Source organism: Synechococcus sp. A15-60 (assembly GCF_014280095.1).
Taxonomy (GTDB): Bacteria; Cyanobacteriota; Cyanobacteriia; order PCC-6307; family Cyanobiaceae; genus Synechococcus_C.
The window spans coordinates 1,552,546-1,575,714 of record NZ_CP047933.1 but is presented as its reverse complement, the minus strand read 5'-3'; the positions used below and the strand labels follow the sequence as shown (position 1 = coordinate 1,575,714).

The window sequence follows — 23,169 nt, the reverse complement described above, 5'->3', positions numbered from 1 at the left end:
GGGCTGTCAGTTCTTCCATTCCTCCTTGCTTGGTTGGGAGGTGCTAGAAGACCCCAGACTGCTTTTTTCTTTATGGTTTCAGCTTTAGGGCCGGCGGGCTAGTCAGCATGCCGTCACGACATTCAGCAGTTGAAGGCATCAAGAGCAAGCTAATGCTCCATGGTCGCCAGCTGGAATTTCCAATGGTGGCGTCGTGGTGATGATTGGGTTGAATCTTGGTGACGGCAGTAGGAAAGGCCTAGCTGTCTACAGATGGTTAGAAAAACCAAGGCCAGGAATGCCCTTCTGTTGGGTCTCAGCTTTAATCGTTTAAGAGCCGATTATTCGCCCATGTCGTTGACCATGTCCGTCATTTTTTGTGGACATTGTTTCCCAAGGGCGAGCATGATGGCCATGCTCATCTCGGTTGAATCCTGATCGCTGATCTCGTCGGACATTACGAGCTTCAGGATTTCGGGATCGGCCGTCATGGCGACAACGGTGGCAGCCTCCAAGGATTCAATCCGTTGCTCCTTGCTTGCGTTTTTGCTGTAAGAGGCACAGGCCTCCTTCGCAAACGCGGTACCAAAGGCACTCCAGACAGGCTCGGTAGGGGCAGTCGCTGTTGTTGCAATCAAACAAGGTCCGACGACGATGCCCGAAACGATCGATCTGAGCGGCCTGATTGTTTGATTGATGTCTTGGCAGTGCAAAGCGTGCGGTTTCAACAGTGCTCGGGCCCCCGCCCGTTGTCAGAGCTGGCTGATCCGCCTCACGCCCGGTGATAAGGGCTCCCCTGCAGGATCGCCTGGGCCCGATACAGCTGCTCCAGCAACAGTAGCCGGGCCAGTTCGTGGGGAAACGTCATCGGCGACAAGCTCAGTTGCCAGCGCGCCGATGCTTTGAGTTCATCGGTCAGTCCGTCCGCGCCACCGATGACGAACGCCAGCCGTTCGGAGCCGAGGTCGTTTAAGCGCTGGGCAAAGTCGATGGATGTGAGGGTTTTTCCCTGTTCCATCAGCAGCACAAGTTGCTCATCCGGACGTAGGGCCTGGCGAATGGCTTCCGCTTCCTTGTGGCGCGTGCTGTCTCGCAGTTCGGTCACACTCAGTCCAGGAAGGCGTTTGAGATAAAGCTCAATGCCGTCTTGCACCCAGCGTTTACGCACCTTGCCGATGGCGATGATCCGGCATCGAGAGAGGTTCATGGAGCTGCGATCGCAATGAGCTTCAACGGATCAGAGCGCCTCAATCGCTCTCGTCGTCTTCCAGCAGCAACTGGCTGAAGGCCACATAGAGGCTGTCTTCTTCGCTGCCGGCGGGGACGTTGGGTCGTTGTGGTTGCGTGTTCTTGCCTTTCCCTGTGGATCGGGCCGGTGGCGATGGCAACCCCGTTGCGGATCCCTGCGTCGACGGACTGGGTGGTGAAACCTGGCGCTGGCGACGTTCGTCCTCGAGGCGCTGTTCCGCGGAACGCAATCGGCTCATCAGATGCTCCGGCACGGTTCCGTCCTGGCTGACCTTCATCAGCTCATGGAACAAAGCCTCAGGATTCTGCTCAGTCTCGACTTTGTGTTTCGGGCGGTTGCTCTTGGTGGATGGCTTGTTCTCAGTCTCCGGATTGGGGAGGGCCTTGGGAAGTTGGCGACCCAGTTCCCTGAGGCGTTCGAGGCTGCGGGGATCGAAGCTCATTAGCAGCCGAGGGTGTCGCTGGTCTGACGACCGGTCACTGGATTGGTGCCTTCAGCCGCGGCGCAAAGCGTTTTCAGCGCGTCTCCACGGAAAGGGACGTTGGTGAAATCAGCTCCAGTGATCGTCACATTGATGAATCGGGTGTTGAACGCGAAAGCATCTTCCAACACGGCATTGGTGAGGTTGGTGCCATCCAGCACGGCCGAATCGAGGGTGGCGTCGCGGAGGTTGGTTCCGGTGAGATCGGCATCCTGCAACTTGGCGCCGTAGAGGCTGGCGCCCTGCAGATCGCTGCCTGAGAGATCGGCTTCACGCAGATTGGTGAGGTTGAAGGTGACTCCCTGCATCTCGCGATTGGAGAAATCAGCACCAATCAACACCTGTTTGGCGTAATCCATCGCTGCCTGTGTCGGAGCGATCGCCAATCCGAACACCAGCATCAGCGCAAGCAAAGGGGCCAACAGCTGTCGTCTCATCACCAGGTGAACACGTTTCGGCAACCCTAGGGCTCTTCACCGCCCAGCAAGCTGGGACTCTGGTGTTCAGACCTCGACGTCGCTTGCGGAACCAAGGCGTGCCGCTTTAGGCATCCATGGAGGATGCTGAAACTCAAACGGAGTTGCCAGAACGCAAGCTGCGACTGGGTTCTGGCAACAATCAGACCTGGGCTGTCATAGGCGGGGAATGTTGAGGTCAGCGCTTGGGCGGGAGTGGTCGTCGTGGATGTGGATGGGAACCCTGGCCGATGGGGAGAACATCACGCCCGGCAGCTCTTGGTTCGCAATGGTTGGCACTGTTGTGCTGAGCGATGGCGATGTCGTTATGGAGAGATCGATCTACTGATGGTCAAGGCAGCACCCAGTGGCTTGCGGCTGCTCGCGGTGGAAGTGAAAGCCCGTCAACAGAAGGGGGTGGATGGCTGGGGTCTGAAGGCGTTCAACAACACCAAGCGGCAGCGGTTGAAACGCGCTTTGGTTTGTTGGCAAACGCAGCACCCTTGGAGCTGGCATGTGGGTTTTGAAGTGGTGCTGGTGTTGGTGCCGTTGCCACCGGCTTCGCGGCCGGTGCGCTGGATCCGTGTTCCCGAGCTTGGCAAGGAGCCTGATTGACTCAATGGTGGGCTGAGCCGATCACCACAGCCCAGCCGATTGCTTGCAATCTCTAAATGTGATTGCAAGCGGAGGGCTGAACAATCTCCTGGTCAGCTGCAAGGATCTCGAACTGGCCAAAATCATCCAGCCTGAATCTGAGCCTGAGCCTTTAACCTCCCAACGGCTGCTGAAATGATCGCGGTCGTAGCGCACTTGATCATCGGCATTGCCCCAGGCTTGCTAGCCAGTCGAGGCGGTGATTCAACTGCGTCTCGTGTTGAGCCTGCAGCAATTGAGAGCAGGGCTGGATGGGGGCAACAAACGGATTCCTTTAAACTCGTCTCTAAGGGTTAAGGGTTTGCCCTGCTCATCGTTTATCTCACCGCTGAATAATGGATTTTGACATTGTCATTCTTTCTAAAAATGTTTCTTCTTATCCAAAGATAGAGTGGTCTGAGTGGAAAGATCAGCTCTCAAGAAAAATGGCCAGCGAAGGAGATTGTTGGTCTCGGTCTGTTCTTGCAGGACAGGGTATCTGGGAGTGTCTTGACTCTCATTGCATTGACTCCTGTCACTTGGTGGCATGGAAACCAGTGACGGATACGCTCTATAAAGTAAGCCTTCCTGCGCACCCGCATCCCTCGGATCAAGACTAATCAGATTATTATTTTGATCCATTCTCGCTTATCCCTGAATTGACGTGAGGGCAAAAATTTGCTAACGAAGAGCAAATTTCTTTGGAATTCAAAACGATTGCCCAATCTTTCATCTATCCATTATCACTCTCTAATAACATTTGATCCGAGTTGCCGGTCGTTTGGCGGCTCATTGATTCGGCTGCTGTTGAGTGGTGCTTGTCCTAAGCAGGGTTGTGATCAGGATCACACTGCTCCTTGATTGGACTCACTTGTCTGGCGGTGCGTTGCGGTCATGGTGCTGTTGCCGTTGAGCGATGGCTTTAACGGCACAATCACACACTCTTCAATCCGATGCGTTTTTGTCGTTCGACTTGCGTGGCCCTCCTAAGGCGTCTTTGGGTAGCTTCAACATGCCAAGGGCAAACCTTGACGTGTCATCGCGTGACATCGATCGCCTTGGTCACTGGCGCCACGCCTTGGCGATGACCTATTCAGGGCAGGGAGCTGTACTTTCAACGGTTTGATGTTAATTGCGAAAGCCATCTTCAACGCTGTGATCGTCTCGCAAGTGCCGATCTGTTGTATCAGGTTGAAGTGCTGCCTGTCTGGGCTTTGAAGCTTTTGATTTTCGAAATGTCATTGCCCTCACTCGCTTTTGCGCGCGTCACGGATGGCTGATTGACGTGACTTTGTCTGGCTTGTCCAACGATGGATCACCGTTTGTAGATCTCGTTTCGGATTGTGGATGATCACATCAGCGTGCTGCTTTAAAGGCTGAATAAAATCTCGCTCGCCTGGAATCATGTTGTTCAACGTTTGGTTCAGAATTGAGACAATTGATCGATTCCGTTCGCGTGTGTCTCGCAGCAATCGACGCAGAATCCGAAGCGTCAACGATGTTTCGACATAAACCAGAAGATCTGGAGGCATGCGTTCCAACAGCACTTGTGGGCCAAAAGCACCCTCCAGGATCACCAAGTCCCAGCCCGGAGACACGTCAGTCCAACTCACAGCCTTGGTGCCCATGTCGTAACGACGGCGTCGCTGCAGGTTGCCTTGAGAGAGCTCCCTCAGTTCGCTGATCAGCGCTTCCGTGTCAATGGCGGCAATCGTGTCGTAGCCATAGAGGGGATCTGGGACCCAATCTTTGCGGTAGTAGTCGTCGGAAGCGATCACCACCGGTTGGTGACCCAACTCATCCAGGGCATTGGCGAGGCATCGGCTGAAATGCGTTTTGCCTGCTGCCGAGGTTCCAGTGATGCAGATCAGTGGGATTTTGATGCTCACCCCAGAACTGCGTCGTTGATGTGCTCATCATCACGTGTTCAGAGCCTCGCTGGGGCACAGTGATTTTGTGGCGCAAATCGCATGAGCTTCGGAGGACACACCGCCCGCAAACGCTTCGGTCAGCACTGGCTGCGTGATGAACGTGTGCTGGACAGCATTCTTTCCGCTGCTGACCTTCATGAGGAAGACCGTGTCTTGGAGGTGGGTCCAGGACGTGGTGCGCTGACGGAGCGACTGCTGCGTAGCGAAGCGGCCGCTGTTCATGCTGTTGAGCTGGATCGTGATCTGGTCAGTGGTCTTCAGGAGCGCTTTGGCGCAGATCCGCGCTTTTCGTTGCGCGAAGGCGATGTGCTCCAAGATCCCCTCACGTTCCCTGACGGTGGACGGGCCTCCAAGGTGGTGGCCAACATCCCTTACAACATCACTGGTCCACTCTTGGAGCGGTTGATCGGTCGGTTGGATCGTCCAGTTGATCCTCCGTACAGATCGTTGGTGTTGCTGGTGCAACAGGAAGTCGCCCAACGGATTCGTGCTCGTCCCGGACATACCAGTTTCAGTGCGCTCAGCGTGCGCATGCAACTGTTGGCGCGCTGCGCAAGCATCTGTCCAGTTCCTCCCCGTTGTTTCCAACCGCCGCCGAAAGTGCAGTCGGAAGTAATCCGCTTGGAGCCTCTGCCTGCGGATCAGCGTCCTGCTCCTGAGTTGTGTCGTCGGGTGGAAACTCTGCTGAAGCAGGCTTTTCTGGCGCGCCGCAAGATGCTTAGGAACACTCTGGGAGGGGTGCTGCCGCACGACCGACTGCAGGAGCTGGCGGCCGCAGCAGGCATCGATCTTCAGCAGCGACCTCAGGAAGTGGCCCCCCAGTGCTGGGTGGCTCTGGCCAGGGGTTTGAATCAAGCCGATTCTGCTGCGTCGTGTTCATGACGGCTCCGGTCTGCGTTAGCGCTCCGGCCAAAATCAACCTTCACCTCGAGGTGCTCGGGTTGCGAAGCGATGGCTTCCACGAGTTGGCCATGGTCATGCAGAGCATCGATTTGGCGGATGAGCTCCGTTGTGAGAACACGGCAGACGGTTCCATCACCCTGACCTGTGATCAGCCTGGTCTGAGTTGTGGTGACGACAATCTGATCATTCGTGCGGCGCAGCTTCTGCGGGCCCGTTCAGGTTTCGGTGAGCTTGGTGCCCGCCTGCACTTGAGCAAACGCATCCCCATTGGCGCAGGTCTGGCCGGGGGGTCCAGTGATGGTGCTGCGGCTCTGGTGGCACTGAACCGTCTCTGGGGTCTGGGTCAAAGTCAGGCTCAACTCGAGGCGCTGGCGGCTGACCTGGGATCGGATATGCCCTTCTGCGTGGCAGGTGGTACTCAGCTCTGTTTCGGACGCGGTGAACAGCTGGAACCGTTGCCTCCCGCGCGCCAGCCCCTGGGCGTGTTGTTGGTGAAGAACCCTGCGGTGAGTGTGTCGACGCCCTGGGCCTATGGCGAGTGCCGAAAGAGTCGCTCCGATCGCTATCTGAAGGGGGAGGAGGCGTTCGAGCAACGGCGTCAGCTCCTTCGAGCGGCCGAATGGCTGCATCCACTGCAGGCCAGCACTCCACCGCCGCTACGCAACGACCTGCAGGAGGTGGTGGCCCCGCAGACGCCATCTGTCCGCAAGGCGCTCGACATCCTTGATCCACTTCCGGGTCGTTTGCGCGTCGCGATGAGCGGTTCTGGTCCCAGTTGTTTTGCGCTGTTTGCCGATCGAGCTTTGGCTGATCAGGCCAAGCACCAGGTGGAGGCTGCTTTGGCTGCTGAAGGTCTCAAGTCTTGGAGTTGCTCTCTGCTCCCCCACGGCGTCAAGCTGGCGTCATGAGCGACAGCACTCCGCCAACTGATGAACCCCGCAAGGGGCCGCTGAGTTTTCTCTCCGGATCGCTCACCAGCCTTCTCCTGGCCTGGTTGAGCTTCGGATTGAGCAAAGGTCTGGTGGCGTATTTCGCAGCGCACCCACCCACCTTCAGCAATGCCATCGGTCAGAGCATTGCCTCAGCCCTGAAAACACTGTTCATCGGCATGGGTTTTCTGGCCACCTTCAGTTTCGCCTTCATCGGCCTGGGCCTGTTCCTGGTGTTTCTTCGCAGTCTTTTTACGAAAGACGAGGCTGACGCAACTTAGCGTGGGTTGTGTCCAACCCAGACCATGACACTTCACGATCTCGGTCAGCTGGTGCTTTTGCTCTCTCCGGGACTGCTTCTCTCGGTGCTGCTTCTCTCCACCTTCGCTGCTGGGGGCTGAACCCGCCTGGACTGAGATAGCTTGGCCGCTGACGCCGGCATGGCCGGGATTGCATCAACGCCGTGGCAGGGACGCTTCTCTTCAACGCACTTCGCGAGGCCATCGATGAGGAAATGGCCCGTGATCCGCATGTTTGTGTGATGGGTGAGGACGTCGGCCATTACGGCGGCTCCTACAAAGTCACCAAGGATCTCTACGAGAAGTACGGCGAACTCCGAGTGCTGGACACTCCGATTGCGGAGAACAGTTTCACCGGGATGGCCGTCGGCGCTGCCATGACGGGCCTGCGGCCCATCGTTGAAGGCATGAATATGGGCTTCTTGCTCCTCGCCTTCAATCAGATCTCCAACAACATGGGGATGCTGCGTTACACAAGCGGCGGCAATTTCACGATTCCTACGGTGGTGCGTGGCCCGGGTGGTGTGGGTCGGCAATTGGGTGCTGAGCACAGCCAACGGCTGGAGGCATACTTCCACGCAGTGCCCGGGATCAAGATTGTTGCCTGCAGCACGCCGACCAATGCCAAGGGCCTTATGAAGGCCGCGATTCGTGACAACAATCCCGTGCTCTTCTTCGAGCACGTTCTGCTTTACAACCTCACTGAAGAATTGCCAGACGGTGATTACACCTGCGCCCTAGACCAGGCCGACTTGGTGAAAGAGGGGAGTGACGTCACAATCCTGACCTACTCACGCATGCGTCACCATTGCTTGAAGGCCGTCGAGCAGCTGGAAGCGGATGGGATTCAAGCTGAGTTGATTGATCTGATCAGCCTCAAACCCTTCGATATGGAGACGATCGCCCGTTCCATTCGAAAGACCCACAAAGTGATTGTGGTGGAGGAATGCATGAAAACTGGTGGAATCGGAGCGGAGCTGATCGCTTTGATCACCGAGCATTGCTTCGATGATCTCGATGCCCGTCCGGTGCGTTTGTCCAGCCAAGACATTCCAACCCCTTACAACGGCAATTTGGAGAATCTGACGATCATCCAGCCGCACCAGATTGTGGACGCGGCTCAGACCATCGTGCGCCAGGGGCTCTGATTCATGGCCCGACAACAGGGCTGGTTTGCCCTCATCCTGGCGTTGGCAATCGCCTCAATGGCGGTGCTGTCGAGTTTTCCGCTTCAGCTCGGTTTGGACCTCCGCGGTGGGAGTCAGCTCACCCTTGAGGTGCAGCCTTCAGGTGAGATCACCAAGGTGCGCTCCGAACAGCTGGAAGCGGTTAAAGCGGTGCTCGACCGACGGGTCAATGGACTGGGCGTGGCGGAATCCACCTTGCAGACCGTCGGCGAGAACCAACTGGTTCTTCAGTTGCCTGGGGTGACCGATCCCACGCGTGCTGCGCGGGTGCTGGGAACCACAGCCCTGTTGGAATTCCGCGCGCAGACGCCTGGTACCGAAGACGAAGTGCAGAGCCTGAGGCAGCTGCGGGGCCAGCTGCGCAGTGTTCTCGCCGCACGCTCAATCACCGAAGGTGCAGACGATGAGGGCCTCGACCAGGAGGTACTGGATCGGGTTCAGAAAGAATTGGGCCTCGAGGGCACTGCTGCATCTGAACAGGACCAACTGGAGCAGCTCCTGGAGCGAACCAATCGAGAGATTGCCGATCGCTTCGAAACGACCGATCTGACTGGCAAGGATCTGATCAGTGCTGGACGTCAGCAGCAGCAGAACAGCCCCGGTTGGGAGGTGACGCTTAACTTCAACGCAGAAGGAGGCGAGAAATTCGCTGACCTCACCAAGTCGATTGCCGGAACGGGGCGGCTGCTGGGCATTGTTCTCGACGGTGTTCCAATCAGTGAAGCCACGGTTGGACCCCAGTACAAGGCCGCAGGCATCTCCGGAGGGACCGCATCGATCACGGGCAACTTCACCGCAGAGGAAGCGCGTGATCTCGAAGTTCAGCTTCGTGGCGGCTCATTACCACTCCCGGTCGACATTCTCGAGGTGCGCACGATCGGACCCTCGCTCGGTGCTGAGAATGTGCGTCGAAGCCTGATTGCGGCACTGTCTGGCCTGGTGCTGGTGGGCCTGTTCATGCTGCTCGTCTATCGATTGGCCGGATTTGTGGCTGTGGTGGCACTGAGCCTGTACGCGCTGTTCAACCTGGCGGTTTATGCCTTGATTCCTGTGACGCTCACCCTGCCGGGAATCGCCGGTTTCATTCTCAGCATCGGCATGGCCGTTGACGCCAATGTGCTCATCTTCGAGCGCATCAAGGACGAGCTCAGACGTGGCAACACCTTGATCCGGTCCATCGAAACCGGATTTGCCACGGCCTTTTCCTCCATCGTTGATGGCCATCTCACCACCCTGATCAGCTGTGCCGCCTTGTTCTTCCTCGGGACCGGACTTGTGAAGGGTTTCGCCGCAACCCTTGGCATCGGTGTGTTGCTGAGTCTGTTCACCGCCCTCACCTGCACGCGCACGCTTCTGCGCTTCCTGATGGGTTACCAGGGCCTGCGGCGCCCGACCAATTTCCTGCCTGCACGGCAACTGCCCACGACCGCGTCCTGACCCATGCCCATCACGTCTTCAGGCGCTGACGAGCGTCCCCTTCGTTTTCCACTCACGAGCCGTCGACGACAGGTCTGGATCGTGTCCGCCGTCGTTCTCCTGTTCAGCCTGTTGGGAATCATCCTGAGCTGGACCGATTCCCAGATTGGGTTCCCCCTCAGGCCTGGGCTCGATTTCACTGGCGGCACCCAGATCCAGTTGGAACGGCAATGCGGTGATCGCTGCGACCAGCTCAAAACGCCTGATGTGGAATCGGTGCTTCAGCAGATCAAGTTGCCGGCCGAAGATGCTCAAACGTCTGTTCCCAAGCTGGATACCGCCAGGGTGCAGCTGCTCGATGGAGGCGAATCGCTGGTGCTGCGCATGCCAGCCCTGTCTGCGGAGCAGGGTCAGGCTGTGATCACGGCGATGGAGCCTGTCGCAGGTCCATTCCTCTCGGGCGGTCAGTCCGTGGACACCATTGGTCCCAGCCTGGGTGGTCAGCTGTTGCGCAGCAGTCTGATTTCCCTTCTGGTGGCCTTTGCCGGTATTGCTCTCTACATCTCGGTTCGCTACGACCGTCGTTTCGCGTTCTTGGCTCTCGTCGCCCTGGCGCACGACGTTGTGATCGTTTGCGGGGTGTTCGCTTGGCTCGGTCTCACCAATGGATTGGAGGTCGACAGTTTGTTCGCCGTGGCGTTGTTGACTATCGCTGGCTATTCGGTCAATGACACCGTTGTGGTGTTCGACAGGATTCGAGAGCGTCAACGCGACGATGCCGACCGACCGCTCACGGTCCAAGTCGATCGAGCGGTCTCCGCGACACTCACTCGAACGCTGTACACCAGCGGCACCACGTTGCTGCCCTTGTTGGCCTTGATCTTCTTTGGCGGGTCCACCTTGTTCTGGTTCGCGATTGCTCTAGCGCTCGGTGTCGTGGTTGGAAGCTGGTCCAGCATTGCCCTGGCTCCTTCGTTGTTGAGCCTGTGGCCTTCACGCACCAGCGCTGCCGCCAGTGCCTGAGCCCGTCGCTTCAGCAAGGAAAGCCCCTCAGCGGTGGATTCCATTGCTGTTGTTGATTCTGGCTTTGGTCGATCTCAGAACAGAACTGCGTCTGTTGGCTGATCAACTCACGATCACCTCACTGATCTTCGCTGTGCGACATCACCTGTTGGCTGTGGTGGTGCTGGTGCTGCAGCCATCGCTCTGGAGCCATTACGGCACCAACCGCTCTCGAATGGTCAGAAGCGGAACTGCCGGTAAGCCTTGATGGCGAGATTGCTCTGCTGATCAGCTTCAACTTCAGCTCCTGCACGCACCTCGAACTCAACGCAGTTGAAGCGGCGGTAGTCCTGCACCAGCGTGCAGGTTCGTCTGGGGTGATCTTTGCGTTCCACGCGGAGCGTTTCGATCACCTTGGTGTTGGGGATCTCACTGGCGGCGTTCAGACCAGGTATCGCCGAACCGGCAATGTCAGGTGTCTGCTGGAACGAGCACAGCTCTTTCGCGAGATCGCTTGCAGCTTCGTTTAAGCAGGCTTCATAGGACGCTTCAATTTTGGCTCTTCGCTGTTCATCTGCCAGCAATTCAAGCTTGCGACGCTCCTGGGGCGTCAGAGGGACGGAGCGTTGAATCCTCTGGGTTTTGGTCACGGTATAGGTCCCACCGTCTTGGATCCACCGATCGACTTCCTGTTGCGCCTGCTGTTGCGTGTCGAAAACAGGTGAGACCGCTTCACCCTCGCTGCCGGTGCTGACGCGGCTCAGATTGGTATAGAAAAAGCCCGCGTAGATCAGCAGACCGACGCTGCCGCTGGCGGCAACCGTGGCAAAGACAGCCAGGGATGAGGGCCGCTCCAAGGCGTTCAATCCAGAACAGGCGAAAGTTAGCAGTCAGTTACGGATGTCCGCCCCCGCTGCCTGCAGCCCCGTGTTGGGGATGTTCGTAGGCTTGCCACATCATCGAAATAGACCCCCATGGCTCTGGATTTGGATGCCAAGAAAACACTTCTGCGCAAGATTCCCCATGGTCTGTTCATCTGTGGCGTCGCTGAGGGCGACGCGGTGAACGGGTTTACGGCCAGCTGGGTCACGCAGGGATCCTTCGAGCCACCACTGGTGGTGATGGGAGTGCGGGCTGACAGCACCAGTAACGGGATGATCCAGCGCACGCGTCGTTTCTCCCTCAATGTTTTGGCTGCTGACCAGAAGAATCTTGCGGCGACGTTTTTTAAACCGCAAGCGGCGGTCGGTGGCCGTTTTGAAGCTGCACCGTTCGAACTGGGATCGATGGGGCTGCCGATCCTTAAGGATGCACTTGGCGGTGTGGAGTGTGAACTGGTGGGCGAGGTTGCCCATGGTGACCACACCGTGTTTGTGGGGGAGGTCAAATCAGCCGTTCTTCACCGCGATGGTGATGCCCTTGAACTCAGCTCCACCGGCTGGCAATACGGCGGCTGAATGGGTCAGGTCCAGTGGTCCATGACGTCTCGGACCACCACCTGCTCAATTCCCACTTGAAGCACAACCACCAATGGCAGTGCCAGCAGCACTCCGGGCAGTCCCAGCAGAGCGCCAAGGCTCAGCTGGGAGGTCAGTGCAATGGTCGGCAGCAGATTCACCGTTCGTCTTAACAGCAGCGGGGTCAGCACAAACGCTTCGAGGTTTTGAAGCACCAGACGCAGCACCAGCACCTGCAGCATCAAGCCCGGTGAGATCAGCAGGGCGACGCCCATCGGCAGCAGGGTTGCGGCCGTCGGTCCGATCGTGGGAACGAAGGTCAGCAAGCCGCACACCAGGGCACTGAGCAGAGCTAGAGGCACCCCAAGGGCACCGAGGCCTGCCCACGTCAGCAGAAACACTGCGGAGGCCGAAAGTGTCATGCCGGCCAACCATCCACCCAGCGCTTTGCGGCACTGATCGAGTAATGCTGCCATCGAGGCTCTCGCTGGGCGAGGCGTGAGTGCAATCACCATGCGTCGGTGCGATGACGGGTCAAGCGCCAGCAGCACAGCCAGCAGGCTCATCAACATCACCTGGACCACGCCATTGGCGGCTCCGCCTGCCACCCCAAGCAGTTGGAAACCAACAGGTTGGATTCGCTCCCAGCTGAATTGATCCGGCAGATTGCTTTCCAAATCGGCGAAGAGCGGCTGGCTGGCCAGCAAGGTGCGGAATTTGGCGAACAGAGAAGGCAGCAGCGTCGTGAGCTGCTCGAACTGGGTGAACAGTTGAGGCAACAGCACCTGCACAATCACCAGTCCAGCCATCAGAACCGCCAGCAGCACGATCAGCAGGGCCAACGGGCGGGGAATTCTCCAGCGCACGATCAAATGCCGAACTGGAACATCGAGAGCCACCGCCAGCACCACGGCGCCGAAGAGCACCAACAGGACCCAGCGCAGCTGCCAGATCAGCAGTGCTAAGACGATCAGGCTGAGCGTGATCAGCAGATTGCGTGGATTCATGCCATCGCCCGACGCTTCTTCCAGGGATCCAGAACGTCATGGATGACGATTTCCCGGATCAGCACCTGCATGACCACCGCCAGCGGTAAAGCCATCAGGAGGCCCAAGGGACCGAACAGCACCGTGAAAATGAACTGGGCGGTGAGGGTCAGGCCGGGGAGAAGATTCACTTGGTGCTGCATGACCGATGGAGTGATCACGTAGCTCTCGATGTTCTGAATCACCACATAAAGCCCAAGCACTGCGAGCGCTTTCCAAGGGGCATCGAGTAATGCCACAGACATGGGGAAGACCGTGCTCAGGGTTGGTCCCACGTTGGGAATGACATTCAGCAGTCCGGCCAGTAGTGCGTTGGCCATCACCAATTTCACGCCGAGAAGGGACAGTCCGATGCCGGCCAGCACGGCCACGCAAAGGGAACTGATCAGCACCCCGATCATCCAACTGCTCAGCGCTTCGCCACACTGCGCAAAAATTGACCGGGCCCGCCGTCGATAGAACGACGGCACCATCAGGATGGCCACATGGCGATAAGCCTCTGGTTGGATCGCCACCATCAGGGCCACGGCGATCACGAACAGCATCTGAACAAGTCCGCTGCCGAGATTGCCAGCAAGGCCAAGCAGTCCTTTAAGCCCGCCGCTGACGCCCGATGCCAAGGCACTGCTGTTCGGTAGCGCTGTCAGGCCACCGGAGATGGACGAGGAGCTGGATCCGTTGTTGAAACCCGTGCCAGAGACCAGGGCGGACGCATTGCTGATCCAGCCCATCACGATCTGCTGAAGTTCCCGAGCAGCTGCCGGAAGCTGCTGGATCAGCTGCTGAAACTGACTGAAGAAAGGCGGAATGATCACCGATACAGCGACGCCAACAACCACCAGAAGTCCACCCAGGCAGAGGACCAAGGCCAGCGGCCGACTCATGCTCCAGCGCTGGCGCAGCGCACCCACGAGGGTGCAGAGCGCCATTGAAAGCACCACCGCTGCGAACAGATGAATCAGAACCTCACGCAGGTTCCAGAGCAAAAGCCCGGATGTCAGCAGCGCCGCCAGTCCGAGCCAGTGCTGAAATTTCAACCGTCAGAGCTTTCTTCGCTCGCCGCATTCTCGCCGTTGTTCTGGGAATAACCCATTCCGTTCGCATCTGCATACCTTTGAGCGAAACGCATGAAACGCTCGAAATCCACTTCGCTCTTCCAGGTGTAGGTGGCTTCGAGGGCAAAGGGCTTGCCGTTCACGAAGCGTCCATTCACTTCGCGGGTGACCATCTCACCTTCCTCATCCACCATCCACATTCCAGCAATATTTCCCAGGGTCTCTGGAGCAAGAGCCTCGGGCTGTTCAAACACGAACGTGGCCTGTCCGGTGCGACCGTCCCGACTGCGGGTCATCCGGATATCGGGAACAACGGGCTCGTCGGTTCCACGGAAGAACTGAATCGCCGCCTTGTCGCCTTCTGCCATGGTTCAACCGCTTTGAGGGTGGATCTTAGGGGCAGATCATGGGGGTGACGCAGCCTTTGCTCAGCAGAAGCCCTGCTGAATCTTCCGTGCTCAGGCCTTCAAGGTTCACGGTGTCCCGTGCTGGTGAACGTTCTAGTTCCTTGTCGTAGCAGCGGTCGTAGTAATCGAGCATGGCCTGACAGGCTTCAGCCCAGTTCTGCTGATCGATGGCCTCCAGGGCTTTTTGCGTGCGCTGGGGGCCCAGTCTTTTGCTGATGCGTTGCGTTGCGTCCCTTAAATCTTGCTGGTGGTGGCAGCCATAAATCTCCACAAGTCGATCCACGCGTTCCTGGTCGCTGCGTTGGATCTCCAGCACCGGTGCTGTTTGCATCTGGCTGAACAGCCCCTTGGGAATGCGGCAACGGCCCACTTGGATGCTTTCGGCTTCCAGCCAGATCTCTGGTGCCTGGCCGATGTTCAACGCATCCAGACGTTCCGCCAATTTGTTTTCGTAGTGCTCGCTGCTGGGTTGTGGCGGAAGTCCGAGGTTTCCGAAACTGCTGCCGCGGTGATGGGCCAGTCCTTCGAGGTCCACGACACCAACCCCATGACGCTCCAGTTGCAGCAAAAGATCTGTTTTGCCGGTGCCTGTGCGACCCCCGAGCACACGCAAAGGCCAGGGGGTATTGAACCGATCCAGAACCCAGCGGCGGTATCGCTTGTACCCGCCCTCGAGCACCGTGACCGGGTGATCGCTCAGGCTCGCCAGCCAGGCCATGCTGTTGGAACGCATGCCGCCACGCCAGCAATACAAACGAAGGGGCTCCCCTGGCCCCCCTGCTGCAGTTCGGAGTCCAGCGGAAAGCTTGGCAAGGGATGGACCACAAAGCTGCAGCCCCAGTTCGATCGCCTCCAGGCGCCCCTGCTGCTTGTAGGTCAGCCCTACCTGATGGCGTTCCTCGTTACTGAACAACGGAACATTGATGGCCCCTGGCCAGTGTCCCTGCTGGAATTCCGCGGGCGTTCTGGCATCGATCACGGTGCCTGCCGCTGAGCGGAAGCTTTCAAGATCGATCACGGTGGTCTTGCCGATGCCTGACATAGTGGGCCAAAGCTGAGCTCGTGAGCGCCAGCTCGACATCATGCTTTCCGGACGACCCCCCTCCACCCAACTCGACGTCGACCAGCTGCTCGACCGCTTGGCAACGGGATCTGCCCGTCAAAAGCGCTCGACGGCCGCTGCGCTTGAAAAAGCAGCCGATGCACTCAAAAGCAAAGTCCCCCAGGCCCTCAAGGAATACTCCAGGGATGGTGATGACTGGGGGGCCGGTTGGATCCTGCAGATTCTTCAGCGTCATCACCCTGAAACCCTCGCTGCGATTCCTGAGGTCAGCTCGGGATGGTTCAACACGCCTTCGGCCTGTGGCCTTAACTTCGGCGCTTTGCAGCAGGCTTTGCTGAGGGAGGATTTTGAAGAAGCTGATCGGCTCACCAGCTGCGTCTTGCGTGAGCTGGCCGGTGATCAAGCCGTGCAACGCGGCTACGTCTACTTCAGTGAGGTCCCTCGGATGCAGGCTTTGGACCTCACCACACTGGATCGGTTGTGGATTGCCTATTCCCAAGGGCGATTTGGATTCACAGTGCAATCACGATTGCTGAATGCCCTCGATGGTCGCTACGACCGACTTTGGCCCCGAATCGGTTGGAAAATCGACGGAAATTGGACCCGCTACCCAGGGGCGTTTCAGTGGTCGATGGAGGCCCCTGAGGGGCACATGCCCTTGGTCAATCAACTGCGGGGTGTTCGTTTGATGGATGCGTTGCTGCAGCACCCTGGACTGGCTTACAGACACTGAAGTCATAGCGGCGGTGGCAGAGGTCGCTCGGCCCGTTATGGTCAACGAAGGATGAAACGGTCTTGATGCTGACCCGATTTCTGCCTTCATTTCGATGGGCTGATTTCATCCTTCCGTCGACGTTCCAGCTCAGTCCTCTGATGGAGTTGTTGCTTGAACCGGTGGAGTGCCAGGAAACCTCTTGCAGGCTGCAGCTGGGCCTTCAGGAGGCGCTCGTGAATGCCGTTCGCCACGGCAACGCTGGCGACCCTCGCAAGTGTCTGAGGATTCGCCGCATCCTCACCCCCAACTGGTTGATCTGGCAGATTCAAGACGAGGGCGATGGCTTGCCGTTGCAAGCTCGCGTTGGGACGTTACCGGAGCAGGTGGACGCTGATCAGGGTCGTGGATTGTTCCTGATGCATCAGTGTTTCGACGACATTCGTTGGAGCTCCCGTGGCAATCGCGTGCAGCTGGCCTGTCGCCGGCCAGGTGCCAAGTTCGGCTTCAATGGTGCGGACAGCCCGGATCTTTCAATTCCCGCTTGATCCAGCCAAGCGCCTGCTGGATGAGAGCCTCCACATCTTCACGTCGACCGTTTTGCACCAGCTGCGATAAGGCGGCGGCAAGCAATTCGGCGCTCCGACGGTCGGCGTTGCTTTTGAGTTTGTGCCAATCGCGATCGCCAATGCTCAGGTTTTGGTGAAGGTCCCTGGCTTGTTCAATGGCCTGGTCGGGCCAGTTCGTCGGCGACACGTGATGATCTCAAGCGCGTTGTCTCACTATCGTGACCGATAACGATGGAGGGCGGCTTGGCTAAACAACTTCGCCGTCGTGCCGCTTTGCACGCCCTTCAAGACCTACTACGACTTCAACCCAGGGCTTGGGAGGCCCGTGATCTTCGATCTCGGCGACGATCGCAACAGCGAAGGCTGCTCCGAGAATTCACAACGTTGGATCCCGACGGATTGAGCTGGCTGCAGTCAAAGGAACGCGGTGCGCGATTCTGGAGGGGATTGCGCTGGGGAGGACCAGGGCTGCTTCTTGGGTGGTGGCTCGCGGGATAAGGTTCAAGCCGCTGCCACGGGTTCGTTCACAACCACCAGGGAATCGGGTGCTTCAGTGAGAGCTCCATTCAGAGGGGGAGTGTCTTGACCCGGTGTTGGCAGGGTCTGGCCATTGATCCAGGCTTGATGCAGCGCTCGGCGTCGGCGATCTTCCGCCAAGACAAGCCGGTCAGCTGCTGCCTGAGGGCTTTCACCTGGCTCCATGGCGGTTCGCAGGCAGATGCCGAAGCCATGGGCCTCCACCTGAACCTTGCCTTCCATGAGCACCAGCTGGAAGGTCCAGCCCCGCAACCAGCGGATCCGAAATGGATTCGTCATGGACGAAGGGACGCAATGAACAGCACCCTATGGGGTTCCCCAAGGGAGGCAAGGGCATGTGTCAGGGAATCACTGCTGAGATGGGTCAGGCTTTGGTGGCGGTCCAAACGCGTGTCATGAAGTGTGATTCAGCGTTCACATCGCTGAATCCGGCATCCACCAGACGCTGATCGATGTCATCACTGATGAAGTCGCGGTAGTAAGGCTCATGGAACACGCGTCGAAAGTTGTCCATGGCGACGTCGAACTGCGGTGAATCGGCCAGTTGAACGGAATCAGCCAGAACCAGTACTCCGCCTGGCTCCAGCAAGCGATAACAGTCCTGAAGCACCGCTTGCCTTGCGTCAGCAGGAAGCTCATGGAACAAGAAGACACAGGTCACCGCTTGAAAGCCGGCGTCGTCGAAGGGCATCCGCTCGGCGTTGCCTTGCACGAGCTGAACCAACGGACCTTTGGCGTTGTTCAGCCATTTGTTGGCCTGTCTGAGATAGGCCTCGGAGAGATCAACCCCCACAAGCGTGGCCTGTGGCAGGGCGGCCCGGATCTGATGCAAGGTACGACCTGTGCCGGTGGCAACATCAAGTACGCGCAGGCTGCTCTGGCTTCGGTCTGAAAAGCGCTTCAGTCCTTGATGAAGGCCGGGCAAGATCCGCCGACGCATGGCATCAGCGGCTCCGTTGAACAGGATGTCTACCTGTAAGTCGTAGAGCTCTGCGGAGTGATCGCTCAGATAGCCATCGGTTTGATGATGGAAGTTCTGGAGGTAGTAATCGGGGTAGAAATCTCTGTTGCTCAGATCGGGAAGGTCCTGAACATCTCTGGCGCGTCGTCTGGCCCAATTGGAGGGAAGGTCAAGCCAGACACGTGGATAACGCTCGGCCCACTCCAGCCAGGGGATATCGAAAAGAAGAGACTGCGGATAAAGACCGGCTTGCGCATCGTTCCAGTCGAGTTCGTGCAGGGCATCGAGTGACTGACGCAGCTCGTTCATCATGGCTTCTGGAACGGGCTGGGTCTGCGGAACCACATCGGGAGCGACCACTTCCATCACTTTGGTACTCAGTTCCTTGTGCACCAATCCCGCGAGACTCCGGCCCTGTTGCATGGTCCGGTAAGCAAGTTCGGTGATGCTGGGCGCCATGAAGAAGGGTCTTAGATCCAAACTTGACCATTCCAGTCGATTCAAGCCTCGGTCGTGGACTGCGTTCAGAACGTTGCGAGGAGATTCGTGAAGACCTGGACAAAATGGTAGCGGTTGCTACAGAGTCAATGCATTGAGCCACAGGAGGCCGCCATGACACAGCAAGCCGCTCCCGTCGCAATTCCCCTCCAATATTCAGGCAATGTGCTGGAGCGTCGCCAGCGCGCCGCCGCGGAATTCATGGCATGGGCTGACCATCACGCGCACGATGTTCTCCGTCAGGAAGCTTTGCAGGTTCAGATGGAGAGCCCTGTTCTGGATTCCGATCAACGCAGTGCCTTAGCTCAGCAGCAGGTGTATGCCCGTCGTCGCAGCCATCAACGTCAGGTGCATGACAGTGCAATCTCTCAGCTGCGACATCGCTGAAGACAGTCCCTTGGTTGCGTTGGTTTCGCCTACAAAAAAAGGGAGCCGAAGCTCCCTTGATTGAGGTTCACTGGTCTGCAAAGTCGTCTGACAAATCAGGCGTCGTAGTACATGGTGAATTCGTGGGGGTGCGGCCGCTGGCGTAGTTGCTGAACTTCTTCGTACTTGAGGTCAATCCAATTATCAATGAAGTCCTTGGTGAACACGCCGCCTTCGAGGAGGTAGTGATGGTCAGCATTGAGGGCTTCCAACGCACCGTTTAGGGATGCGGGCACTGTGGCAATCGTCTTGAGCTGCTCCGCGGGGAGTTCGAACAGATCAACGTCCACGCCTTCGCCGGGGTCGATCTGATTCTTGATGCCGTCAATGCCGGCCATCATCATGGCGCTGAAGGCCAGATAAGGGTTGGCGAGGGCATCGCCTGAGCGGAATTCAAGGCGCTTAGCCTTGGGGCTTGGGCCCGTTAGTGGGATGCGCACGGCCGCTGAACGGTTGCCTTCGGAATACACGAGATTCACCGGCGCTTCGAAACCGGGCACCAGACGCTTGTAGCTGTTGGTGGTGGGGTTGGTGAAGGCGAGGAAGGACGGGGCGTGCTTCAAAATGCCGCCGATGTACCAACGCGCTGTTTGGGACAGATTGGCGTAGGTGCCTTCGCCGAAGAACAGCGGCTGGCCATCCTTCCAGAGGCTCTGGTGAACGTGCATGCCAGATCCGTTGTCGTTGAAGACCGGCTTGGGCATGAACGTGGCAGTTTTGCCGTACTGCTTGGCTACGTTGCGCACGACGTATTTGTACGTCATGACGTTGTCGGCGGCATGAATTAGTTCGGCGAACTTCATGCCGAGCTCGTGTTGGCCAGCGCCAGCCACTTCGTGGTGGTGCTTCTCGGTGGGAATCCCCAGCTCGGCCATTTTCAGGAGCATTTCCGAACGAATGTCCTGAGCTGTGTCGTTTGGAGCGACTGGAAAGTAGCCCTCTTTGACCTGGATTTTGTATGCGAGGTTTCCGCCCTCTTCCACGCGCCCGGTGTTCCAGCCAGCTTCGATGGTGTCAACGCTGTAGGAGCAGCCGCCTTCAGCCGAGTGGTAGCGGACATCGTCAAACAGGAAAAATTCCGGTTCGGGACCGAAATAGGCCATGTCGGCCAACCCTGTGCTGGAGAGATAGGCCAGAGCTTTCTGGGCCAGTGCACGGGGGCAGCGCTCGTAGGGCTCGCCGGTGCGGGGATCCTGGATCGAGCAGATCAGGCTGAGGGTTTTGTGGCGGTAGAAGGGGTCGATCCATGCGGTGGAAGGATCGGGAACCATCGCCATGTCTGAGGCGTTGATGGCCTTCCAGCCGCGAATCGAGGAGCCGTCGAACGCCAGGCCTTCGGTAAACGACTCTGGGTCGATCAGGTCTTGGCAGACGGTGAGGTGCTGCCACTTGCCGTGCAGGTCCGTGAACTTCAGGTCGATCAGCTCAATGCCTTCTTCCTTGATCAGACGAAGGACGTCCTGTGCTGTTTTGGCCATAGCGGGGACGAGATCCCGGAACTCAACATGACCGTAAATATCGACCTGCGCCCGTTTTGTATCAAGTGGCACCTTTTCCGCTTCTGCGTTCCGGGCGTCGACTGTCGGACTTGTAGGTAACCGTTTCTGTCAGATTCACGTGATCCCCTCTGCTAGCACGGTTTCGGGCGGTCGCCTCTGTTAGCTTCCGCCTGAAGTGGATAAGGCCCCGCATGCGCGATGCCATCACCGGTTTGATCGGCCAGTACGACCAGCTCGGTCGTTATCTCGATCGCTCCGCTATCGATCGCATCGAGAGCTATCTCGAGGAAGCAGACGTGCGCGTTTTGGCCGTCGAGATCATCAACCGGGAGGCAGCCGAGTTGGTGCGGGAAGCCAGCCAGCGTCTATTTCAAGCTGATCCTGAGCTGCTTCTCCCTGGGGGGAATGCCTACACGACGCGACGCCTGGCGGCGTGCCTGCGCGACATGGATTACTTCCTCCGCTACGCCAGCTACTCGTTAATCGCAGGCGACAGCACGATCCTCAATGAGCGTGTCCTCAACGGTCTTGATGACACGTACAAAAGTCTCGGGGTCCCCACCGGTCCCACGGTGCGCAGCATGGTTCTGCTTGCCGATGTGCTGTGTGAGCGCCTCTTAAACGAGGGTGTGTCCCAGGCCAGCTGCGCGTTGGTGCGTCAGCCTTTTGAGCACATGGCTTCGGGCCTTGCCGCCAGCGACGTCCGTCAGCGCTAATTCCCCTCCTGCGAATCATTTCAAGCGGCATCGGACTGGCACCGCCATTCCCTTCACTGCCCGATCGATGCGTAGGCTTTTCGCTATTGATTCTCGAACCCGGCTTCGCCGATGACGCACTCACACCTTCCGGTTGACTCGTCCCATCGGCGCTCCATTGGTCCCATTGCAACGCCTGACCGGCTGTTGCTCGGACCCGGCCCTTCCAACGCCCACCCCACCGTTTTGGAGGCCCTGTCTCGGACTCCAATTGGTCATCTGGATCCGCTTTACGTGGAGTTAATGGGTGAAGTTCAGGAGCTGCTGCGGTACGCCTGGCAGACCGACAATCGCCTGACCTTGCCCATGAGCGGCACGGGTAGTGCTGCGATGGAAGCCACTCTGGCGAACACCGTTGAGCCCGGCGACACCGTGTTGGTGGCTGTCAAGGGTTACTTCGGCAACCGCTTGAAAGATATGGCCGGCCGTTACCGGGCCAATGTTCAGGTGATTGAAAAGCCATGGGGTGAGGCCTTCAGCCTCGACGAACTGGATGTCGCCCTTCAACAGCACAAGCCGGCGATTCTGGCGATGGTGCATGCCGAAACCTCCACTGGGGTCTGTCAGCCCATGGATGGCATTGGTGATCTTTGCCGTCAGCACGACTGCCTTCTGCTGCTCGACACCGTCACCTCCCTGGGAGGCGTGCCACTTCATCTGGATGCCTGGAAGGTCGACATGGCCTACAGCTGCAGCCAGAAAGGTTTGAGCTGCCCTCCTGGCCTGGGTCCATTCACCATGGGTCCGCGGGCCGAAGCCAAGCTCGCATCCCGCAAAGACAAAGTTCCCAACTGGTATCTCGATGTCTCCTTGCTGAACCAATATTGGGGAAGCGATCGCGTGTATCACCACACCGCACCGGTGAACATGAACTTCGGCATGCGCGAAGCCCTGCGTCTGCTGTCTGATGAAGGCCTTGACAATGCATGGGCACGGCACCGCAAGAATGCAGAGGCTCTTTGGAGTGGTTTGGAATCCCTCGGCCTTGAGCTTCATGTTCCTGAAGAGCTCCGCCTGCCGACCCTGACCACCGTGCGCATCCCATCCGATGTCGATGGCAAGGCCTTCTCCTCCCATCTGCTCAACACCCATGGCATTGAAGTCGGCGGTGGCCTTGGAGTGCTTGCCGGCAAGATTTGGAGAATCGGACTGATGGGTTACAACTCCACACCCGACAACGTTGCACGGCTGCTCAATCTCTTTGAGACCGAGCTGCCCCGCTTCCGTCAGGGAGTTGCCGTCGCCGCCTGAACCAACGGGCCAGTAAATCGGAGGCCTCGGTTTCCATAACGCCTCCCATCACGTCCATGTGATGGTGGGCGCTGGGGTGGTCTGCCAGGTCCACAGTTCCACCGAGCCCCCCTCGTTTGCGGTCAAAGGCTCCATAAATCACACGGCCGATCCTGGCCTGCACGAGGGCTCCGGCGCACATCGGACAAGGTTCCAGGGTCACGATCAGCGTGCACTGATTCATGCGCCAATCTCCCGTGATCCAGGCCGCTTGGCGCAATGCCACCAGCTCTGCATGCCCTAGGGGGTCTGAGGCCCACTCGCGTCGGTTGCTTCCGCGGCCGATGCATCGCCCTCTCTCATCGAGCACCACTGCGCTGACGGGGATTTCGCCCGTTTCTCCTAGCTGCTCAGCTCGGACCAGCAAGCGCTGCATCCAGGCATGGATCTGATGGTCCTCCAAGGCCACTGGTGTCAGCCGAACACCCAT

General features: G+C 58.3%; 30 protein-coding genes. 15 read left to right on the top strand and 15 right to left on the bottom strand.

The window, feature by feature from the left end:
• Positions 1-320: 320 nt before the first annotated feature.
• The 4 genes from SynA1560_RS08685 to SynA1560_RS08670 are packed head-to-tail and all read right to left on the bottom strand — an operon-like array spanning position 321 to position 2,146.
• Complete coding sequence (locus SynA1560_RS08685; RefSeq protein WP_186500162.1) at positions 321-707, bottom strand: hypothetical protein; 387 nt, start codon at positions 705-707, stop codon at positions 321-323.
• Positions 708-751: 44 nt separating this feature from the next.
• Positions 752-1,186, bottom strand: a complete 435-nt coding sequence (locus SynA1560_RS08680) for a 23S rRNA (pseudouridine(1915)-N(3))-methyltransferase RlmH (RefSeq protein ID WP_186500160.1) — start codon at positions 1,184-1,186, stop codon at positions 752-754.
• 40 nt (positions 1,187-1,226) lie between these two features.
• Positions 1,227-1,670 carry a hypothetical protein gene (locus SynA1560_RS08675; protein WP_186500159.1) on the bottom strand — a complete coding sequence of 148 codons (444 nt, stop codon included), beginning with the start codon at positions 1,668-1,670 and terminating at the stop codon, positions 1,227-1,229.
• Positions 1,670-2,146, bottom strand: coding sequence for a pentapeptide repeat-containing protein (locus SynA1560_RS08670; protein WP_186468927.1), 477 nt, complete (start codon positions 2,144-2,146; stop codon positions 1,670-1,672). The genes SynA1560_RS08675 and SynA1560_RS08670 overlap by 1 nt, the downstream gene beginning before the upstream one ends.
• 234 nt (positions 2,147-2,380) lie before the next feature.
• Here SynA1560_RS08670 and SynA1560_RS08665 point away from each other — a divergent pair, with 234 nt between their 5' ends.
• The gene (locus SynA1560_RS08665) at positions 2,381-2,779 is read left to right on the top strand and encodes a YraN family protein (protein WP_255476896.1); all 399 of its coding nucleotides are present in this window, start codon (positions 2,381-2,383) and stop codon (positions 2,777-2,779) included.
• Positions 2,780-4,044: 1,265 nt separating this feature from the next.
• Here the strand turns inward: SynA1560_RS08665 and SynA1560_RS08660 are convergent.
• Positions 4,045-4,686 carry a uridine kinase gene (locus tag SynA1560_RS08660; RefSeq protein WP_255476894.1) on the bottom strand — a complete coding sequence of 214 codons (642 nt, stop codon included), beginning with the start codon at positions 4,684-4,686 and terminating at the stop codon, positions 4,045-4,047.
• A gap of 81 nt (positions 4,687-4,767) precedes the next feature.
• Between SynA1560_RS08660 and rsmA the strand changes: the two genes are divergently transcribed.
• The 7 genes from rsmA to SynA1560_RS08625 all read left to right on the top strand — a co-directional run bounded on the left by rsmA (position 4,768) and on the right by SynA1560_RS08625 (position 10,732).
• Entirely contained in the window at positions 4,768-5,610 is an 843-nt protein-coding gene (gene rsmA, locus SynA1560_RS08655; RefSeq protein WP_186500157.1) for a 16S rRNA (adenine(1518)-N(6)/adenine(1519)-N(6))-dimethyltransferase RsmA, read from the top strand.
• Positions 5,607-6,539 carry a 4-(cytidine 5'-diphospho)-2-C-methyl-D-erythritol kinase gene (gene ispE, locus SynA1560_RS08650; protein WP_186500155.1) on the top strand — a complete coding sequence of 311 codons (933 nt, stop codon included), beginning with the start codon at positions 5,607-5,609 and terminating at the stop codon, positions 6,537-6,539. The genes rsmA and ispE overlap by 4 nt, the downstream gene beginning before the upstream one ends.
• Complete coding sequence (locus tag SynA1560_RS08645; protein WP_186468924.1) at positions 6,536-6,841, top strand: DUF3082 domain-containing protein; 306 nt, start codon at positions 6,536-6,538, stop codon at positions 6,839-6,841. Before ispE ends, SynA1560_RS08645 begins: the two co-directional genes overlap by 4 nt.
• A 182-nt stretch (positions 6,842-7,023) precedes the next feature.
• The gene (locus SynA1560_RS08640) at positions 7,024-8,007 is read left to right on the top strand and encodes an alpha-ketoacid dehydrogenase subunit beta (RefSeq protein WP_186468923.1); all 984 of its coding nucleotides are present in this window, start codon (positions 7,024-7,026) and stop codon (positions 8,005-8,007) included.
• 3 nt (positions 8,008-8,010) lie between these two features.
• Entirely contained in the window at positions 8,011-9,483 is a 1,473-nt protein-coding gene (gene secD, locus SynA1560_RS08635) for a protein translocase subunit SecD (RefSeq protein ID WP_186500153.1), read from the top strand.
• Between the two features lie 3 nt (positions 9,484-9,486).
• Positions 9,487-10,485 (top strand): protein translocase subunit SecF, encoded by a 999-nt coding sequence (secF, locus tag SynA1560_RS08630; protein WP_186500152.1) that lies wholly within the window; start codon positions 9,487-9,489, stop codon positions 10,483-10,485.
• Entirely contained in the window at positions 10,478-10,732 is a 255-nt protein-coding gene (locus SynA1560_RS08625) for a hypothetical protein (RefSeq protein ID WP_370523142.1), read from the top strand. Before secF ends, SynA1560_RS08625 begins: the two co-directional genes overlap by 8 nt.
• On the opposite strand, the gene SynA1560_RS08620 is transcribed toward SynA1560_RS08625, so the two are convergent.
• Positions 10,704-11,321: a hypothetical protein gene (locus SynA1560_RS08620; protein WP_186500151.1), complete on the bottom strand. Its 618-nt coding sequence runs from the start codon at positions 11,319-11,321 to the stop codon at positions 10,704-10,706. The two genes, SynA1560_RS08625 and SynA1560_RS08620, sit on opposite strands and share 29 nt — an antisense overlap.
• A gap of 117 nt (positions 11,322-11,438) precedes the next feature.
• On the opposite strand from SynA1560_RS08620, the gene SynA1560_RS08615 reads away from it, so the two are divergent.
• A complete protein-coding gene (locus SynA1560_RS08615; RefSeq protein ID WP_186468919.1) occupies positions 11,439-11,921 on the top strand; it encodes a flavin reductase family protein in 483 nt (160 codons plus the stop codon).
• Positions 11,922-11,926: 5 nt separating this feature from the next.
• Here SynA1560_RS08615 and SynA1560_RS08610 read toward each other — a convergent pair whose 3' ends face one another.
• From SynA1560_RS08610 to mnmH, 4 genes are read right to left on the bottom strand one after another with little or no spacing between them, the layout of a single operon-like run.
• A complete protein-coding gene (locus SynA1560_RS08610; RefSeq protein WP_186468918.1) occupies positions 11,927-12,928 on the bottom strand; it encodes an AI-2E family transporter in 1,002 nt (333 codons plus the stop codon).
• Complete coding sequence (locus tag SynA1560_RS08605; RefSeq protein ID WP_186468917.1) at positions 12,925-14,004, bottom strand: AI-2E family transporter; 1,080 nt, start codon at positions 14,002-14,004, stop codon at positions 12,925-12,927. Before SynA1560_RS08605 ends, SynA1560_RS08610 begins: the two co-directional genes overlap by 4 nt.
• Complete coding sequence (psb28, locus tag SynA1560_RS08600; protein WP_186468916.1) at positions 14,001-14,390, bottom strand: photosystem II reaction center protein Psb28; 390 nt, start codon at positions 14,388-14,390, stop codon at positions 14,001-14,003. The genes SynA1560_RS08605 and psb28 overlap by 4 nt, the downstream gene beginning before the upstream one ends.
• 25 nt (positions 14,391-14,415) lie before the next feature.
• The gene (mnmH, locus tag SynA1560_RS08595; protein WP_186500150.1) at positions 14,416-15,471 is read right to left on the bottom strand and encodes a tRNA 2-selenouridine(34) synthase MnmH; all 1,056 of its coding nucleotides are present in this window, start codon (positions 15,469-15,471) and stop codon (positions 14,416-14,418) included.
• 40 nt (positions 15,472-15,511) lie between these two features.
• Here mnmH and SynA1560_RS08590 point away from each other — a divergent pair, with 40 nt between their 5' ends.
• Together SynA1560_RS08590 and SynA1560_RS08585 are read left to right on the top strand one after the other, a co-directional pair.
• Positions 15,512-16,225 (top strand): GUN4 domain-containing protein, encoded by a 714-nt coding sequence (locus SynA1560_RS08590; RefSeq protein WP_186500149.1) that lies wholly within the window; start codon positions 15,512-15,514, stop codon positions 16,223-16,225.
• A 65-nt stretch (positions 16,226-16,290) separates the two neighbouring features.
• Positions 16,291-16,752, top strand: coding sequence for an ATP-binding protein (locus SynA1560_RS08585; protein ID WP_186468913.1), 462 nt, complete (start codon positions 16,291-16,293; stop codon positions 16,750-16,752).
• Here SynA1560_RS08585 and SynA1560_RS13700 read toward each other — a convergent pair.
• On the bottom strand, positions 16,712-16,960 hold the full coding sequence (locus tag SynA1560_RS13700; protein WP_222930202.1) for a DUF6439 family protein: 249 nt from the start codon (positions 16,958-16,960) through the stop codon (positions 16,712-16,714). The genes SynA1560_RS08585 and SynA1560_RS13700 overlap by 41 nt on opposite strands.
• Before the next feature lie 78 nt (positions 16,961-17,038).
• Between SynA1560_RS13700 and SynA1560_RS08580 the strand changes: the two genes are divergently transcribed.
• Entirely contained in the window at positions 17,039-17,176 is a 138-nt protein-coding gene (locus SynA1560_RS08580) for a hypothetical protein (protein WP_186468911.1), read from the top strand.
• A gap of 98 nt (positions 17,177-17,274) precedes the next feature.
• Here SynA1560_RS08580 and SynA1560_RS08575 read toward each other — a convergent pair whose 3' ends face one another.
• Together SynA1560_RS08575 and SynA1560_RS08570 are read right to left on the bottom strand one after the other, a co-directional pair.
• Positions 17,275-17,589, bottom strand: a complete 315-nt coding sequence (locus tag SynA1560_RS08575; RefSeq protein ID WP_186500148.1) for a copper-binding protein — start codon at positions 17,587-17,589, stop codon at positions 17,275-17,277.
• A gap of 85 nt (positions 17,590-17,674) precedes the next feature.
• Complete coding sequence (locus SynA1560_RS08570; protein ID WP_186500147.1) at positions 17,675-18,730, bottom strand: class I SAM-dependent methyltransferase; 1,056 nt, start codon at positions 18,728-18,730, stop codon at positions 17,675-17,677.
• 153 nt (positions 18,731-18,883) lie between these two features.
• Here SynA1560_RS08570 and SynA1560_RS08565 point away from each other — a divergent pair, with 153 nt between their 5' ends.
• Positions 18,884-19,156 carry a hypothetical protein gene (locus SynA1560_RS08565; protein ID WP_186500146.1) on the top strand — a complete coding sequence of 91 codons (273 nt, stop codon included), beginning with the start codon at positions 18,884-18,886 and terminating at the stop codon, positions 19,154-19,156.
• Positions 19,157-19,251: 95 nt separating this feature from the next.
• On the opposite strand, the gene glnA is transcribed toward SynA1560_RS08565, so the two are convergent.
• Positions 19,252-20,673, bottom strand: coding sequence for a type I glutamate--ammonia ligase (gene glnA, locus SynA1560_RS08560; protein WP_186471119.1), 1,422 nt, complete (start codon positions 20,671-20,673; stop codon positions 19,252-19,254).
• A 212-nt stretch (positions 20,674-20,885) separates the two neighbouring features.
• Between glnA and SynA1560_RS08555 the strand changes: the two genes are divergently transcribed.
• Both SynA1560_RS08555 and SynA1560_RS08550 read left to right on the top strand, forming a co-directional pair.
• On the top strand, positions 20,886-21,410 hold the full coding sequence (locus SynA1560_RS08555; RefSeq protein WP_186468907.1) for an allophycocyanin subunit beta: 525 nt from the start codon (positions 20,886-20,888) through the stop codon (positions 21,408-21,410).
• Between the two features lie 111 nt (positions 21,411-21,521).
• Positions 21,522-22,700, top strand: a complete 1,179-nt coding sequence (locus SynA1560_RS08550; RefSeq protein WP_186468906.1) for an alanine--glyoxylate aminotransferase family protein — start codon at positions 21,522-21,524, stop codon at positions 22,698-22,700.
• Here the strand turns inward: SynA1560_RS08550 and SynA1560_RS08545 are convergent.
• Positions 22,642-23,169 carry a nucleoside deaminase gene (locus SynA1560_RS08545; RefSeq protein WP_255476893.1) on the bottom strand — a complete coding sequence of 176 codons (528 nt, stop codon included), beginning with the start codon at positions 23,167-23,169 and terminating at the stop codon, positions 22,642-22,644. The genes SynA1560_RS08550 and SynA1560_RS08545 overlap by 59 nt on opposite strands.

Excerpts from the sequence above, each read along its gene's own strand:
- SynA1560_RS08680 (WP_186500160.1), bottom strand. The coding sequence starts at position 1,186 with ATGAACCTCTCTCGATGCCGGATCATCGCCATCGGCAAGGTGCGTAAA.
- SynA1560_RS08675 (WP_186500159.1), bottom strand. The coding sequence starts at position 1,670 with ATGAGCTTCGATCCCCGCAGCCTCGAACGCCTCAGGGAACTGGGTCGC.
- SynA1560_RS08670 (WP_186468927.1), bottom strand. The coding sequence starts at position 2,146 with ATGAGACGACAGCTGTTGGCCCCTTTGCTTGCGCTGATGCTGGTGTTC.
- rsmA (WP_186500157.1), top strand. The coding sequence starts at position 4,768 with ATGAGCTTCGGAGGACACACCGCCCGCAAACGCTTCGGTCAGCACTGG.
- ispE (WP_186500155.1), top strand. The coding sequence starts at position 5,607 with ATGACGGCTCCGGTCTGCGTTAGCGCTCCGGCCAAAATCAACCTTCAC.
- SynA1560_RS08645 (WP_186468924.1), top strand. The coding sequence starts at position 6,536 with ATGAGCGACAGCACTCCGCCAACTGATGAACCCCGCAAGGGGCCGCTG.
- secD (WP_186500153.1), top strand. The coding sequence starts at position 8,011 with ATGGCCCGACAACAGGGCTGGTTTGCCCTCATCCTGGCGTTGGCAATC.
- secF (WP_186500152.1), top strand. The coding sequence starts at position 9,487 with ATGCCCATCACGTCTTCAGGCGCTGACGAGCGTCCCCTTCGTTTTCCA.
- SynA1560_RS08615 (WP_186468919.1), top strand. The coding sequence starts at position 11,439 with ATGGCTCTGGATTTGGATGCCAAGAAAACACTTCTGCGCAAGATTCCC.
- SynA1560_RS08610 (WP_186468918.1), bottom strand. The coding sequence starts at position 12,928 with ATGAATCCACGCAATCTGCTGATCACGCTCAGCCTGATCGTCTTAGCA.
- psb28 (WP_186468916.1), bottom strand. The coding sequence starts at position 14,390 with ATGGCAGAAGGCGACAAGGCGGCGATTCAGTTCTTCCGTGGAACCGAC.
- mnmH (WP_186500150.1), bottom strand. The coding sequence starts at position 15,471 with ATGTCAGGCATCGGCAAGACCACCGTGATCGATCTTGAAAGCTTCCGC.
- SynA1560_RS08590 (WP_186500149.1), top strand. The coding sequence starts at position 15,512 with ATGCTTTCCGGACGACCCCCCTCCACCCAACTCGACGTCGACCAGCTG.
- SynA1560_RS08585 (WP_186468913.1), top strand. The coding sequence starts at position 16,291 with ATGCTGACCCGATTTCTGCCTTCATTTCGATGGGCTGATTTCATCCTT.
- SynA1560_RS08575 (WP_186500148.1), bottom strand. The coding sequence starts at position 17,589 with ATGACGAATCCATTTCGGATCCGCTGGTTGCGGGGCTGGACCTTCCAG.
- SynA1560_RS08570 (WP_186500147.1), bottom strand. The coding sequence starts at position 18,730 with ATGGCGCCCAGCATCACCGAACTTGCTTACCGGACCATGCAACAGGGC.
- SynA1560_RS08565 (WP_186500146.1), top strand. The coding sequence starts at position 18,884 with ATGACACAGCAAGCCGCTCCCGTCGCAATTCCCCTCCAATATTCAGGC.
- glnA (WP_186471119.1), bottom strand. The coding sequence starts at position 20,673 with ATGGCCAAAACAGCACAGGACGTCCTTCGTCTGATCAAGGAAGAAGGC.
- SynA1560_RS08555 (WP_186468907.1), top strand. The coding sequence starts at position 20,886 with ATGCGCGATGCCATCACCGGTTTGATCGGCCAGTACGACCAGCTCGGT.
- SynA1560_RS08550 (WP_186468906.1), top strand. The coding sequence starts at position 21,522 with ATGACGCACTCACACCTTCCGGTTGACTCGTCCCATCGGCGCTCCATT.
- SynA1560_RS08545 (WP_255476893.1), bottom strand. The coding sequence starts at position 23,169 with ATGGGTGTTCGGCTGACACCAGTGGCCTTGGAGGACCATCAGATCCAT.